Below are 14,343 nucleotides of genomic sequence, written 5' to 3'. Positions count from 1 at the left end.
CGCGCAACTTGACGAAAATTCAAGGTGAGTTGTTGAAGGTAAATCAGAATAGATTAACGAAGGGACATCATTAATTTGTACTTTTTTATTAAATAGTAATGATAATTACTATCAAATCGCACAATGTCTGATATTATTTGCAGCGGACTTTTTCCCCTTTCGTGGTAAGAAGCATAAATCAGGACTCAAACGTAGTCTGCATCTCCCTTAATTCACCTCGCAGTGCAGTAATCAAGCTGCAACCGACAAGATGATGGAGATACAAGATGAAAAAGAGAACCCTGATTCAGTAAATATTAGGATTAGCAAGATGAGTAAACGTGATTCACTGCTAAGTAACAGAATCTATAAGAAAGAGAGTAAGGCTAACTGATGCGTAATTTGACAGCTTCTATTCTATTGGCACTTGGATTAACAAGTTCAGCATGGGCTGATACAGTGCTAGCCGCGCCAGAAAATCAGGCTGCTGCTCAGGTAGCCGCTCCGGCAACACCAGCATCTCCCGTAGCTCCACAAGCGACTGAGCTAACAGTTAACACGCAGAAAACTGACGTACCATCAACCACAGCACCGCAAACTGTGGCGGCTGATACAGCAGAAAATCTGACAACGACAGAAACCCCGACCACTGAAACAGTTGTGGCACCAATCCAAGACGACTCTGAAAACTTGTCCAGTGGTTTCGCAACAGATCTGTCTGTTTGGGGCATGTACCAAAACGCGGATGCGGTAGTAAAAACTGTCATGGTGGGGCTGGTGATCGCTTCTGTTATTACCTGGGCGCTGTTTTTCTCCAAAGGTGTTGAACTCTTAATGGCTCGCCGCCGTTTACGTAAAGAGCAATTGGCTTTGGTTGACGTTGCCAATCTGGATACGGCAGTGAAAATTGCAGCAGACTTTGGCAATCGCAGCATCAGCCGTTTGCTGTTGAGTGAAGCACAATCAGAGCGTGCCCTGTCTGCTGATAGTATTGACAAGGTTGGAACCAAAGAACGGACTTCATTCCGCATGGAACGTACTGTAGCAGCAATCAGCCGCCATATGGGACGTGGTAACGGTTATCTGGCGACCATTGGCGCAATTTCGCCATTTGTGGGGCTGTTTGGTACTGTTTGGGGGATAATGAACAGCTTCATTGGTATCGCTCACTCACAAACCACTAACTTGGCCGTTGTAGCACCGGGTATTGCGGAAGCACTGCTGGCGACAGCATTGGGTCTGGTGGCGGCGATCCCTGCGGTAGTGATTTATAACGTCTTTGCCCGCGTTATTTCATCATACCGTGGTCAGGTGGGTGATATGGCAGCTCAGGCAATCCTGTTGCTGGGGCGTGATCTTGATCTGGCTGAAAGCAAAGCAGAAAAAGCAGAAGCAAGGTAATAAATTATGGCAATACGTCTTAATGAAGATTTGGACGATAGCGGTGAACTGCATGAAATTAACGTCACGCCATTTATTGACGTGATGTTGGTGCTGCTGATTATTTTCATGGTGGCAGCACCATTGGCAACCGTAGATATTAAAGTTGATTTGCCTGCATCGTCCGCTAAACCGCAACCACGACCGGAAAAACCTGTATTCTTGACTGTGAAAGCAGATAAACAGTTGTATGTGGGAGAACAGGTGGTTGATCGTGATAACTTGTCTTTGATATTGGATCAAACCACGCAATCCAACAAAGAAACAACAATTTTCTTCCAGGCAGATAAAACTGTGGATTATGAAACTCTGATGAGCGTAATGGATTCTCTACGCAAAGCAGGTTACCTCAAAGTCGGATTAGTGGGGATGGAGTCCGTTTCCGCTCAATAACCCTTCTTGATTATCTGAGAAGATAAACGACCAAAATAGTAAACTGCCCGATTAGTGAAGTCGGGCAGTTTTAACCTTTAAAACCGTCTTCTGAGTTTATTATTTGTATCTCACTTAATTCCTAAAAGTCACTTTGCCTTTAGGTGAACATCCTATCAGGATATCACCAATGCCGTTTTTTCAGGATAATGCCATTTATAATGGCATTATTTTTTTTTGTTTATTCTTGTGACTTACAAGTCTGGCTTATGTATTAAAAAAAGTAAATGTAGGATTGTTTTTTCTATATTTATTTATACTCATATCATTAGATTTGTATTTAACTTGAGTTATTCTTCTATTATTTTATTTTCTGATGGGGATATCTTCTGACTTAGTTTTCCATGAATGGTTGGAATATATAATATAATATGCTGCAAATAAATATTGATAATAGTTTATTAATCTGATTATTTTGGTTAATTAAATGATAAATTAGTAAAATTTTAATTTTATTAAAACTCTTTCATAATGAAAATAAACAAAATAAATCGGGAAAGCTAAAATAAATGTCCAGATAAAAATATCACCTTTTTACATTAGGTTTAATGTAAATGTGAGTATTTTAATCATATTAAGATAAAAGGGTTTTCAGATGGAAAAATACCAAGTTTAATTAATATGAATTAAGCGAATAACACTAATGGAGAACAACATGTCATTAAATGAATTTTTGGCGGAAAATAAGATATCCGTAACAGAAGTTCCCACTATTACCTTAAAAATGTTAACCAGTAAGATAGAGGGGGCTGCTCGCCAAGGGGGTATCTTCACTAAAGAAGATCTCATTAGTATTAAATTATATGTTAAACATAGTTTAGAACTTCCTTTTACTTTGCAGGGAGTCAAGGATTATATTGGTTACAACGATATTGATATTAATGGCTTGAAACCCATAAATATTACCTCCTTGTTTAAAGATATTCATGATCATGCAATTAGCTGGAGTAATGTAGAAAGTAAAGTTCAACAGCAAAGTATCGACTTGGAAAATGCTGGTAGACAAATTACCGAAACAGGAGGAGATATAATCAGCGTTATTGATCAAATGCCGATCATTGAACGCGTCAAGACAAAATTAGGCGATTTAACTAATGAGAAATTAGCTAAAATAACTTATACCAATGATGATGAAGAGATTGCTGTTGAGCTGGGTAATATTTTCGAAAGTATGAAAAAAGATATTAAAAAGCAACAGGAAAATACTCAGAGAGTTAAAAATGCGGTAACCGATTTTAAAATTACACTGATTGGTGGGACATTATCAGATGGCAATATTGCTCAGGGATTACAGCCTCAGGTCAATAATAAGAAAAAACTGATGGATGATAATCATATTTCATCTACTATAAAAGATTTACAAAATAGGATCGAAGAGAAGAACGAAGAGATTGAACAACTCAAAAGAGATTATGATAAATATGTTGGTCTGGCATTTTCGGGAATGGCAGGGGGAATTATTGGTTGGGCGATTACCGGCGGTATTTTCGGTGATAAAGCAGAAAAAGCCCGTAAACGAAAAAATGAATTGATCGATGAAGTCAACGGTTTGCAAAATCAAGTGAAAGATAAAAGTGTCTTGCAAACGGCTATTCAAAATTTGTCCCTGAATTTTTATAGCATTCATACATGTATGCTGGATGCAGAAGTTGCCTTAAACCACTTGGATTTCATGTGGAGCACAATGTTAACACAAATTACGACTTCAAAAGATAAGTTTGCTGAGATTAATAATGCATTGAAACTGACCTCTTTTGTAACAACGTTTAAGCAAGTTATTAGCCCTTGGAAAGAAGTACAAGGTTCTGCTGCGCAATTAGTTAAAACTTTTGATGAGGCACTGGCAGAATATAAGAAACTCTATAGCTAATTTCTTCTTAGAAGAATATACAAAATAAAAGGAATATTAAAATGTCTGAAAATACCATCTTACAAAAAGAAATCTTGTACCCAGAAATTAATATTAAGGCCCTGAATCAGGCAGCAAATACTATTTGGCTTTTGGCTGAACGACAAACTTCGAGTATTGCAATCATTGAGGAAAAAGTTAAACGCATCAGGCTCTATTGTCGTGACCTCAATGAATTAGTACGTAGTTCTTTATCACAATTAACACCGATACTCAGCCAGTTTGCTGTGGGAGAAACTTTTAAAGCAATTAATCAAATTGATGAGGCTTTGGCTGCTCCTGATTTGAGTGATGATGATCGTCAAGCTCTTCTGGAAGAACGTGATCAATTGATCCAAATATTATCACAAGATATTGATAATGTGATTGTCAGTTTCACAGGCAGAACCAATCAGTTATCTTCAAAAATCAGTGATATCCGAAATATGGTGATTGCAGAACGTTTAGAGGAGATTTTGACGCAAACTGAATTACGAAAAGCTGAGTTACAGAGCGATATTAAGGGTAAAACCGAAAAAAGAAATAAATTGGATGCTGAACGGGATAACGTTATCGAAAGTCAGGATGTCATTCGCGCAAATAATATTGCCGATATGTTTAAGGATTTTATCCCAAGCGCCAGTGATATTGATAGTTTAGACCTCACACAACCTAAAAAAGAAGCCATAAAACAGGCTATTAAACAAGGTGCTGAGATTACCAGAAAAATATTGGGCAAAGTTTCTGAAGGATTGAAATATATCGATTTGGCGGATGCCAGAATGAAACTCAGTGATCAAATCGATCAGGTAATGAAAGAATCTGACACGCTGGAAACTACATTATGGGAAACAGAACAGCGGCTTTCTGGTTTAAACGATGTGATACAAATCGATACAGAACGCACCACTATGCTTTCCGAGGCGGTTAAACTGGAGCAAGCGTGGAGTTCATTCACCAATCAATTACACAAATTATCAGGTAAGGAAATTAATCAGACCAATATAACGGTTCTGATAAAAGGACAATTAGATTTCTTGGATAATTTGGCAGCGCAATATAATATGCTGAAATAAATATATTGGGTGAATATTCACATTGATGATTTTCAACAGGCTATAGATATTCTGACAAAAGATACTCCTATTGCTCCTGTTTATTATTATGTGACAGCTCAATTAGTGAAGCCTTATATTGGAAGCTACTATTCTAATCTTACTGATATGACAGCAACGAAAGATCTTTATGTCATTAAGCATTAGGTTAAATGAAGTTTGTCAATGGTCTGAGGGCCTGCTTTGGCAGGCTCTCCATGATTTATTGCAACGCCTTATGTGCAGTCAGAGCTAAGAATGCATTACGGCTGCCATACTCAGGATGCTGTTTAACTTTGGTATCAATGCGATTAATCAAACGCAATGGCAGTGTAATATTAAAATACGGTCTGTTTTGTCTTCGAACTGGCTCAAATACACACCACTCAGGTTGTTTGTTATTTCAGCAAATTTGATGGCTAATTTCTGTGTTAAACCCGAAATTCTGGCGCTAACTGACTAAATCCCAATCCATTCTTTTTTTCCACTTTGATTTGAACGGGAATCCGTTCTTTTAAGGCTTCTACATGGCTGATTACCCCGATGGTTTTTCCTGAGGCATTAAGATGATCCAGTGCATCCAGAGCAATATCCAGGGTTTCAGGATCAAGTGTGCCAAAGCCTTCATCAAGGAATAGGGACTCTATCTGAGTCTTGTTACTGACTAGATCAGATAAGGCGAGAGCAAGGGCAAGACTGACAAGGAAACTTTCTCCTCCGGAAAGAGTTTTAGTATCTCTAATGGCATCTGCTTGCCAAGTATCAACGACTTGTAATTCCAGACTGCCATCATCTTTGCGTTGCAAGTAGTAACGCCCATGTAATTTTTCCAACCGGATATTTGCCAGATGTACAAGGTGATCCAATGTCAGACCTTGAGCAAAACGGCGGAATTTAGCACCATCCGCAGAGCCAATGAGATTATTGAGATAACTCCAGTCATTATAGTTTTGTTGTGAAAAAGTGATTTGTGCAAGTAACTCCTGCTGTTGTTGACGGCGAGTTGCGTCGCTGTTCAATAGGGTTCTGACTTCACCTTGTTGCTGGTTGTTGTATTTCAACTTAGCCGTAACGTCGGCTAATACGGTGGATAATTGCTGGTCTTCTTGTTCAATTGCATATTGTTCAAGCGAATATTGTTCAGGTAACTGAGGCTGCATTTCTGTGTGCCGCTGTAAGGCTATTTGAGATTCTTGATTCCGTGTTTTGGCTTGCAATTGTTGCTGTTCAAGTTTTTCCTGTAACTGTTGTAATTTTTCCCGTTGTTCCGGTTCCAATAAAGCTCGTTCAAAAGATAATTGATCGGGAAAACCTTGCTTCTCCAAGCCTGTTTGGAATTGACTGGCAACAAGTTTGCAGTTTACTTCGGCAGCGGTGTGGTTTTTTTCAATTTCACTGGCAGCTCCGGTTAATTGACTCATTTTGTTTTGTAGTTTTTGCAGGTGAAGAGCAGCTTGTTTACAGGCCACTTCCAGTTCATTGGTTTTTTGCTGCAAAGCCTGACGAACGACAATTATGGATTGTTCGCCAAATAAATGCTGACGTTCCTGACACGTTTGCTCCAATAACAATTTTTGCTGCTGCTGTTGCTCATTTAAAGTATGAATATGGACAGTGAGCTTATTTTTTTGCTTATCCAATTCACTCACCTTACTTTGCAAGGCTGTTTGTTCGTTTTGCAGTTGCTGCCACTTTTCACGTGAATCATGGTAGTTTTTTGACTCTTGCTCACGTTGTTGCAGCCAGTTTTCGGTTTCCTGATGGGTTGGAAGTGTGAAAGGTGTCGGCTGTAACTCTGTAGTTAACTGCTGTGATGTAGCTGCATAATCGGCTTCTATTTGTTGAATATCTGCCGTTTTTTCTGCCAATTGCTTCTGGGCTGAATCCAGTTTGTACTTTTCCAGCTCGATGGTCTTTTCACTGGCTTGATATTGTTCCCGATTGGCGACGAGTGCTTTTTCGGCTACTTGATGGTTTTTTTCTGCCTGCAAAAGTGCTTCTTGTTGAGCCTGATACTGATGGTAGGTAGATTGCCGTTGACTGATAAAATGATTAACTGACTCTTCATTCATAGACAGTTCTATAGCTTGTAATTGTTGGCAATGGTGTTCCCATTGTTTAGTCAATTCTGTCAACTTAACATTGCACTGTGCAATATTTCGTTGCAATTGTTCGCAGTGCTGCTGCTGAATTTGTTGTTTTTGCTGTAGGGTTGTGCGATTTTCTTGAAATTTATCAATCTGTTGTCGCAGAGATTTCAAACGCTCTTCTGAGTGCGGTAGCGCAATATTCTGGTATTCGCTGATTAAAGGATGGTGAGTTGAGCCGCAAAGCGGACAAGGTTCACCTTCTTTTAATTGTGCTCGTTCTTTTTCCAAACTGACGATCCGCTGCTCTAAACGAATTCGATTGGTAAGATCATCATAATGTTGCTGTTTGTCTGCCAATTGTTGGTTGAGGGTTGCGATCTGATCCGGTAAGGCTTTTATCAATGCTTGGGATTGTATCAACTGATTCTGATCAGTCGTGATCGTAGTTTGTAACTGTTGGATCTGGGGGAGCAAGATCTCCAGTTGGTTCTGTGATGCCAATTGTTTCTGATAATCTTCTAAATTTTTCTGTAACTGCTCCAATGGGTGCTTGTGCTGCAAAGCTGCGAGTTGCTTTTCAGCAGAGGCCACGCTGTTGTCCAGTGTTTGGTGCTGTTCTTGTTGTTTAGCCAATTTCGCATTCAATGTATTTAAATGCTCGGTTGTGCGGGTAAGATCAGAAGCGATTTGTTGGGTACTTTGAGTGAGCTGGGTTATTTTTTCTTGTCGCTCTTTCTGGCGAGTGAATAACTGTTTCCATTCCGGTAGTTTGCTATCTAAATTGCGGTAATAAGGGTGCTGCTCATAATAGGATGCCAACGCCTTTTGCTCGTTATTCAAGGCGGCTGTTTGATTTTGTGCGATTTGGTATTGGGATAATATGTCAGTTAGATCGCGATTTTGCCCTGTGATATCTTTTTCAAATTTCAGCAGATCTTTGGATTGAATATCAATTTTATGATCGAGTGGCATAATTTGCTCTGAGATGAGCTTTTCCTGCTGATTTTGATGATGTTGGTGCTCTTCCCGAATTTTCTCCAACTGTATCAGTTGTTGTTCCGCAGGTTGCTGCATTTCCAGTTGTTGCTGGCGCTCATTCTCTATTTTTATACGTTGTTCAGTGAGCCGCTGTTTCTCGTTGAAAGCCCGGTTTTGTGCATCCCACAACGGACGAATTTTCTCTGCTGGTTCGCTGGCGGCAAGTTGTTGTAATTGAGGTTGAGCTTCTTGAATAGCTTGCTCGGTTTGTTGCAAAAGGGAAGCATTACTTACCAGTGATTGCTGTAGTTCATTCCGTCGAAATAGCCACTGTTCGGCAATTTGCAACGCTTTCATTTGTTGACTGAGTTGAGCTTCTTCTGCAATAAGTTGTCGCTGTTGATTTTGATATGTTTGTTGTTGTTCTGGCGTGAGTAATTCAATGGAAGAGGCTTTGGCCTGCTGAATATTCAGCTCAGATTGTGCTTCCTTATGGCGTTGATAAATTTCTTGGGACAGAATGCCGTAAATTTCTGTACCAGTTAACTCTTCCAGTAGATCTGCCCGATCTTTATCCTGCGCATTTAAAAATGCGGCAAAATCTCCCTGTGATAAAAGCATGGATTTGGTAAAACGACTAAAATCCAGTCCGGTTATTTCGGCAATTTTTTCTTTTTTTTCTGGGAGCTTATCAGCCAAGATTTTTCCCTCTTTTTTGAGGGCTAATTCTCCTTTTGGTTGTTGCAGTTTGCCATCTACTTGGTTACGGGCACGGCGCTGGCTCCAAAAGGCTCGATAAGCGACGCCTTTGACTTCAAATTCCACTTCAGCAAGACATTCAGCGGTATGGCGAGTCATTAGCTCATTTTGTGAAATAGAAATGGTTTTGAGCCGTGGGGTTTCATGATAAAGGGCGAGGCAAATGGCATCCAACAAGGAGGTTTTTCCTGCGCCAGTTGAGCCGGTAATAGCAAATAATCCATTGCTGGAAAATGGTTCTGCTGTAAAGTCAATTTTCCATTCACCTTGCAGGGAATTGATATTTTTCAGCCGTAAGCTAAGAATTTTCATAGCGTGTTCTCTTCATGTTATTGCTGAGAAATATCATCCAGCGTTTGTTTAAACAGGGTGGTCAGGCGTTGTTTCTGGGAAAGATCGTCTATTTCTGCCAGCATCAAACGACGCTCGAAGACTTCATTTACGCTGAGTTCGGTAAGTGTTTCTTTATTTTGTTCAGACAGTGAAAGTGGACGAGCGCTTTTGCTGCGGCGTAGCAGGATGATTTCGACCGGCAGACCTTCACTCAAGGTCTGGATACGTTTCTGGATATCATGCAGATAATCTTGAGTTGCAACTTCAATATCCAGCCAAACAGGCCGTTCTCCCTGATATTCCTTGAAAGCCTGTAATTGCTCTTCGATTTGTTTCAAATTCCCTCGAATAAGTTGCATCGGTTGATAATGGGGTATTGGCAAGAGTGTGATGCTATTGAGCTTATCTGATTGAAAGTCTACTAAGCTGACACTTTTTTCTTGTCCCACTTCATCAAAACTGAGTGGAATAGGGGAACCACTGTAGCGGATATGTTCTGATTTACCTATAACTTGCGGGCGATGGATATGCCCTAGTGCAATATAGTCAGCGGGTGGAAATGCCTGTGCAGGGAAAGCATCTAATGTACCAATATAGATATCACGGACGGAATCCGTAGTGGAAGCCCCCACTGTAGTGAGGTGACCAGTGGCAATGATCGGTAATGGCTGGCCGAGTTGTTCCCGTAATGCACAAGCGTGTTGGTAGAGCTTGTGGTAGTGTTCGGTGATGGCATCTTGTAATGCTTGTTGTTTTTGTACGCCAGATTGCCCCGCCTGACTAGTCATGATATCCCGTGGACGAAGATAGGGAATGGCGCAGAGAATCGCTCCTGCATTGCCATCTTTGTTATTCAGAATCTTTATCTGTTGCGCTATATCTCCGGATTCAGTATTGGCAATCACAGTAGTATTCAGGTAAGAAAGGAGGGATTTTGATTCGTTGAGCGTGGCAACGGAATCGTGGTTTCCTCCGAGAATGACAAGCTGGCAGCCTGTGGGCTGTAGTGCCACAATGAATTGATTATAAAGTTCGCGTGCATAGCTGGGAGGAGAGCCTGTATCAAAAATATCGCCAGCAATAATCAGTGCATCAACCTGATGCTGCACGATTTTTTCAATCAGCCACTGCAAAAAGTGTTTATGCTCTGCGGCGCGGCTTTTGGTAAAAAAATATTGGCCAAGATGCCAGTCCGATGTATGAATTATTCGCATGATTTCCCGCCGTTGCCTGTGTGTTTTTCCTACCTGTTACAAGCGCTAATTATAATGGTAGTGTGAGGGATGTCCTGTGCAATTCAGTTTCTTTTACTGAATTTTCGAGCTGGTTCGTATTCATAATGAAATATGAAAAAGGCGCAAGATTTTTTTTGAGAGTCGGTTTGTTTCTTGATGATTAAGAAATAATAGTTTTCATAAAATTGTCATAAAATTGACTCATAATGTTTCAAAGTGAATGTTGCTGACTTTAATGATATTAGCAGGATTAACCATGGTGAAACGCATTTTGGTAGTTGAAGATGAAGTACCGATTCGTGAAATGGTTTGTTTTATACTGGAGCAAAACGGTTATCAGGCCATTGGAGCCGAAGATTACGATACAGCAATAAGACGTTTGTCTGAGCCTTATCCAGATTTAGTATTATTGGACTGGATGCTTCCGGGGGGATCGGGAACACAACTTATCAGGCAAATGAAACGGGATAATAATACCAAGACGATCCCTGTCATTATGCTAACTGCCCGGACAGAAGAAGAAGATCGGGTACGTGGTTTAGATGTAGGAGCCGATGACTATATAACGAAACCTTTCTCGCCCAAGGAATTGATTGCCCGCGTCAAGGCTGTTTTGCGTCGTCTTTCACCTATGGAGGCGGAAGACATTATCGATATGGATGGATTGATTCTGGATCCATCATCCCACCGCGTTTCCAGTCAGGGACAGGATTTGGAAATGGGGCCAACTGAATTCAAGCTTCTCCACTTTTTTATGACTCACCCTGAGCGTGTTTATAGCCGCGAACAGTTACTCAATTATGTGTGGGGAACAGATGTTTATGTGGAAGACCGCACGGTTGATGTACATATTAGACGCTTACGCAAGGCGTTGGAGATAGGAAATCACGATAAGATGGTACAGACTGTGCGGGGTACAGGATACCGCTTTTCTATCCGTTATTGACTGTTATTGATGATGTTGGCATTGGGGTATTGACTAGTAATTTAGTCTTAGTGTTTTTATTCCGGAGTAAAGTAGCATGCTTGAACGTTTATCTTGGAAAAAGTTGGTATTGGGTCTTGTGCTTTTTTGCTTGCCTGCTGTCATTTTGTCTCTTTTTATTGGTCATTTGGCATGGTTGCTGGTTATCGCGCTATTTTTAGCTCTGGTATGGCATGGCTATAATTTGCTGAAGTTATCCGATTGGTTATGGCTGGATCGCAGTACATTACCGCCAGTTGGTCATGGCGGCTGGGAACCTATCTTTTATGGTATTTACCAGATGCAGCAACGCAATCGCAAACGGCGTCGTGAACTGGCATTATTAATCAAGCGATTTCGCAGTGGAGCTGAATCACTGCCGGATGCCATTGTGATGATGACCACGGAAGGCAATATTTTTTGGTGTAATCGTCTGGCACAACATTTACTTGGGTTTCGTTGGCCTGAGGATAATGGTCAGCATATCTTCAATCTACTTCGTTACCCCGATTTCAGCCGTTATATCACGGTGAATGATTTTTCCCGCCCTCTATCCATCGAATTGAATAATGGAAATATGATGGAATTCCGCATCATGCCTTATTCCGAGACGCAATTATTGATGGTCGCACGCGATATTACCCAAAAACGACAGCTGGAAAATGCCAGACGGGATTTTTTTGCCAATGTGAGTCACGAACTGAAAACACCGCTTACTGTACTGCAAGGTTATTTGGAGATGATGGAGGATCGGACATGCAGCAATAAGTTAAATCAAAAAGCCGTTGGTACGATGCAGGAACAAATACGGAGAATGGATAGCCTGGTTCAGCAATTGTTGCATCTTTCCAAAATCGAAGTGGGGCCACAAGTGGATATAAATGAAGTTGTTGATGTCCCTAACATATTGAAAATATTGCAGCAGGAGGCTTTAGCCTTGGGTAATGAGCAGTACGATATTGTGTTTAACATTGATGAAAAGCTGAAAGTTTTCGGTAATGAAGAACAGTTGCGCAGTGCAATGTCGAACCTTGTCTACAACGCCATTAAACATACTTCTCCGGGAACAAGAATTGAGATTAGTTGGCAAAATGTTTCTCAGGGTGCCCTGTTCAAAGTGAAAGATAATGGCGATGGAATTAGCACTGAACACTTACCGCGTCTGACAGAACGTTTTTATCGTGTAGATCGTTCCCGTTCGCGTCAAACTGGGGGCAGTGGGTTAGGTTTGGCGATAGTGAAACATGCACTGCATCACTACAATACTTGTCTTGATATTTCGAGTGCCTTAGGGAAAGGATCTGTTTTTAGTTTTCTATTGGCGTCTCGGCTTATCGTTTCTGCTAAAAAATTTTCATAAGAAAACAACAAGATTGATATAACTAAGTGATAACAATATAGACAAAAAATGATTTATTAATCAATATGAGCAAGAAATATGCAAATCATATAGTGTGTATTCAATGATAGATAACAATAATCACTGATTTTGAAAATTAGTTTGGAATATTGTTCTAGTTTTTGGTTTGACCCTTGCCTTTTAACGCTATAAAAGTTTTACTTGTGGGCTGTTGTTGGCGATTCTAGCTGTATTACCACTATCATTCTGTATCTTGCATCTATCAGTGAATATTATGTTTATCACTGATTGTTAAATCAGAATTCAGTCTCGCCAGTGAAAATTCAAGTGGTTGCGATATGACTATCGTACATTCATTTCTTTTGGCAATAATACATTAACAATCATTATGGCACACCGTTTATCATCGAAGGATATTTGGGCATTAGGTTTTATGACCTTTGCCTTGTTTGTTGGAGCGGGAAATATTATTTTTCCGCCTCTGGTTGGTTTGCAGGCAGGAGAGAATGTTTGGATCTCTGCACTAGGCTTTTTGCTAACTGCTGTTGGCTTACCAGTCATTACTGTAATCGCTTTGGCAAAAGTGGGTGGAGGAATTGAGGCACTCAGTTCTCCCATTGGAAAAGTTGCAGGTTTGATTCTGGCAACTGTCTGCTATATGGCTGTTGGCCCTCTGTTTGCAACCCCAAGAACGGCAACGGTCTCTTTTGAAGTGGGTATTGCACCTCTTACCGGAACGGGGGAGCTTCCTCTATTCATCTATAGCGTGATCTATTTTGCGCTAGTGATGCTGATTTCATTATATCCGGGCAAGCTGTTGGATAGCATCGGTCATATATTGGCTCCAATCAAAATTCTGGCATTGGCAATTTTGGGTATTGCGGCGGTACTGTTGCCAGCTGGGGGGCCTATTCCTGCCACTGGAACCTATCAGGAAATTCCGTTCTCAAATGGTTTTGTCAATGGCTATTTGACAATGGATACGCTGGCCGCGATGGTATTCGGTATTGTGATTGTCAATGCAGCACGTTCCAGAGGGATTGAGGCTTCTTCCCTGTTAACTCGTTATGCCATGTGGGCTGGTTTGATTGCAGGTCTTGGTTTAGCGCTGGTGTATCTCTCCTTATTCAAACTAGGGGAAAGCAGCGGTACATTAGTACCTACAGCAGAAAATGGTGCAGTGATTTTGCATGCCTATGTCCAAAATGTTTTTGGTAACTACGGTAGTTTCTTCCTCGCGGTGCTGATTTTCATTGCTTGTATAGTTACCGCTGTTGGCTTGACTTGTGCTTGTTCTGAATTTTTCAGCCGTTATTTGCCGTTGTCCTATCGTACTCTGGTGCTGATTTTGGGTACGTTCTCGATGCTGGTTTCTAATCTGGGTTTAAGCCATTTGATTAAGTTCTCAATTCCAGTACTGACGGCAATTTATCCACCATGTATCGCGCTGATATTGCTGAGTTTTACAATCCGCTGGTGGCATAACCCTACACGCATTCTGGCACCTGCAATGTCTATCAGCTTGCTATTCGGGCTTTTGGATGCAGTAAAATCTTCTGAGTATCTGTCTCATTTACTGCCTGAGTGGGCGAAGCATCTGCCACTGGCAGATCAAGGTCTGGCTTGGTTACTGCCTACTGTGCTGACTATTGCTGTGTGTGCTATTTATGACCGTATCACAGGAGGAGTAAAACTCCCAAAGTATGAAGTGCAGCATGACGAAAAGTAGGAAGTAAGGTTTGCTCATTACAAGCGGTTATCTGCTAACTTCATAAGCCCGCTCATGATACA

9 protein-coding genes are annotated in these 14,343 nt (G+C 40.9%); 7 read left to right on the top strand and 2 right to left on the bottom strand.

What is annotated here, in order from left to right:
• The first annotated feature begins 372 nt into the window (after positions 1-372).
• The 4 genes from exbB (at position 373) to BM135_RS01420 (ending at position 4,815) form a co-directional block, all read left to right on the top strand.
• Positions 373-1,380: a tonB-system energizer ExbB gene (gene exbB, locus BM135_RS01435; RefSeq protein WP_092517134.1), complete on the top strand. Its 1,008-nt coding sequence runs from the start codon at positions 373-375 to the stop codon at positions 1,378-1,380.
• A gap of 6 nt (positions 1,381-1,386) precedes the next feature.
• Positions 1,387-1,812 (top strand): TonB system transport protein ExbD, encoded by a 426-nt coding sequence (gene exbD / locus BM135_RS01430; protein ID WP_092517132.1) that lies wholly within the window; start codon positions 1,387-1,389, stop codon positions 1,810-1,812.
• Positions 1,813-2,506: 694 nt separating this feature from the next.
• Positions 2,507-3,721: an alpha-xenorhabdolysin family binary toxin subunit A gene (locus BM135_RS01425; RefSeq protein ID WP_092517130.1), complete on the top strand. Its 1,215-nt coding sequence runs from the start codon at positions 2,507-2,509 to the stop codon at positions 3,719-3,721.
• A 41-nt stretch (positions 3,722-3,762) separates the two neighbouring features.
• Complete coding sequence (locus BM135_RS01420; RefSeq protein WP_092517128.1) at positions 3,763-4,815, top strand: alpha-xenorhabdolysin family binary toxin subunit B; 1,053 nt, start codon at positions 3,763-3,765, stop codon at positions 4,813-4,815.
• Positions 4,816-5,264: 449 nt separating this feature from the next.
• On the opposite strand, the gene BM135_RS01415 is transcribed toward BM135_RS01420, so the two are convergent.
• Together BM135_RS01415 and sbcD are read right to left on the bottom strand one after the other, a co-directional pair.
• Positions 5,265-8,972: an AAA family ATPase gene (locus tag BM135_RS01415; protein ID WP_092517127.1), complete on the bottom strand. Its 3,708-nt coding sequence runs from the start codon at positions 8,970-8,972 to the stop codon at positions 5,265-5,267.
• Positions 8,973-8,989: 17 nt separating this feature from the next.
• Entirely contained in the window at positions 8,990-10,207 is a 1,218-nt protein-coding gene (gene sbcD / locus BM135_RS01410) for an exonuclease subunit SbcD (RefSeq protein WP_092517126.1), read from the bottom strand.
• Between the two features lie 277 nt (positions 10,208-10,484).
• Here sbcD and phoB point away from each other — a divergent pair, with 277 nt between their 5' ends.
• From phoB to brnQ, 3 genes are all read left to right on the top strand, one after another.
• Complete coding sequence (gene phoB, locus BM135_RS01405; RefSeq protein WP_092517125.1) at positions 10,485-11,174, top strand: phosphate regulon transcriptional regulator PhoB; 690 nt, start codon at positions 10,485-10,487, stop codon at positions 11,172-11,174.
• 76 nt (positions 11,175-11,250) lie between these two features.
• Positions 11,251-12,552 carry a phosphate regulon sensor histidine kinase PhoR gene (gene phoR, locus BM135_RS01400; protein WP_092517124.1) on the top strand — a complete coding sequence of 434 codons (1,302 nt, stop codon included), beginning with the start codon at positions 11,251-11,253 and terminating at the stop codon, positions 12,550-12,552.
• A 388-nt stretch (positions 12,553-12,940) separates the two neighbouring features.
• Positions 12,941-14,281 carry a branched-chain amino acid transport system II carrier protein gene (gene brnQ, locus BM135_RS01395; RefSeq protein WP_092517123.1) on the top strand — a complete coding sequence of 447 codons (1,341 nt, stop codon included), beginning with the start codon at positions 12,941-12,943 and terminating at the stop codon, positions 14,279-14,281.
• Positions 14,282-14,343 lie beyond the last annotated feature (62 nt).

Source organism: Xenorhabdus japonica (assembly GCF_900115195.1).
Taxonomy (GTDB): Bacteria; Pseudomonadota; Gammaproteobacteria; order Enterobacterales; family Enterobacteriaceae; genus Xenorhabdus; species Xenorhabdus japonica.
The sequence above is the reverse complement of the archived record's forward strand: the minus strand, read 5'-3'. Positions and strand labels throughout refer to the sequence as shown.

Coding starts and splice junctions, on each gene's coding strand:
- exbB (WP_092517134.1), top strand. CDS start 373: ATGCGTAATTTGACAGCTTCTATTCTATTGGCACTTGGATTAACAAGT.
- exbD (WP_092517132.1), top strand. CDS start 1,387: ATGGCAATACGTCTTAATGAAGATTTGGACGATAGCGGTGAACTGCAT.
- BM135_RS01425 (WP_092517130.1), top strand. CDS start 2,507: ATGTCATTAAATGAATTTTTGGCGGAAAATAAGATATCCGTAACAGAA.
- BM135_RS01420 (WP_092517128.1), top strand. CDS start 3,763: ATGTCTGAAAATACCATCTTACAAAAAGAAATCTTGTACCCAGAAATT.
- BM135_RS01415 (WP_092517127.1), bottom strand. CDS start 8,972: ATGAAAATTCTTAGCTTACGGCTGAAAAATATCAATTCCCTGCAAGGT.
- sbcD (WP_092517126.1), bottom strand. CDS start 10,207: ATGCGAATAATTCATACATCGGACTGGCATCTTGGCCAATATTTTTTT.
- phoB (WP_092517125.1), top strand. CDS start 10,485: ATGGTGAAACGCATTTTGGTAGTTGAAGATGAAGTACCGATTCGTGAA.
- phoR (WP_092517124.1), top strand. CDS start 11,251: ATGCTTGAACGTTTATCTTGGAAAAAGTTGGTATTGGGTCTTGTGCTT.
- brnQ (WP_092517123.1), top strand. CDS start 12,941: ATGGCACACCGTTTATCATCGAAGGATATTTGGGCATTAGGTTTTATG.